Source organism: Pseudoalteromonas sp. S558 (genome assembly GCF_005886635.1).
Classification (GTDB): domain Bacteria; phylum Pseudomonadota; class Gammaproteobacteria; order Enterobacterales; family Alteromonadaceae; genus Pseudoalteromonas; species Pseudoalteromonas aliena.
The window spans coordinates 1-537 of sequence record NZ_PNDU01000608.1; the positions used below are offsets into that span (position 1 = coordinate 1).

1 protein-coding gene is annotated in these 537 nt (G+C 38.2%); it reads left to right on the top strand.

Annotated features, from left to right (window positions below; all coding sequences use genetic code 11):
• On the top strand, nucleotides 1–537 hold a 537-nt coding region (locus tag CWB66_RS21630; protein ID WP_171037568.1), incomplete at both ends, for a 1-acyl-sn-glycerol-3-phosphate acyltransferase.

Below are 537 nucleotides of genomic sequence, written 5' to 3' on the forward strand. Positions count from 1 at the left end.
TAATTTAATTCTATTACAATTGAATTTTTCACAATTACTGTTGTTATTAGCAGGGCTTAATTTACTGATATCGGTTTATATATACAGCAAAGTTCCTGAGTTCTTTTTACGCTTTATTATTTATATTTTAGCGATTTGCATGTATCGGGTGCGCACTAAAGCCGAGCCTAACATTCCCGATGAAGGGGCTGCGGTAGTGGTAAGTAACCATGTTAGCTTTGTTGATTGGATGTTTATTTTAGCGGCGTCGCCTAGGCCAATTCGGTTTGTTGTATTTGCACCTATTTACTATTCACCGGCACTTAATTGGTTATTTAAAATGGCCAAAGCCATTCCAATCGATAGTCAAAAATCAAACCCTAAGGCGTTTAATAAAGCCTTTGATGACATCGCTAAAACACTGGAAAGTGGTGAGTTAGTAGGTATTTTTCCTGAAGGAAAACTAAGCGGTGATGGCGAAGTTGATGCCTTTCGCAGTGGCATTGAAAAAATAAAAAAGAGCACGCCAGGTCGTGTTATCCCTGTTCATTTAGATGG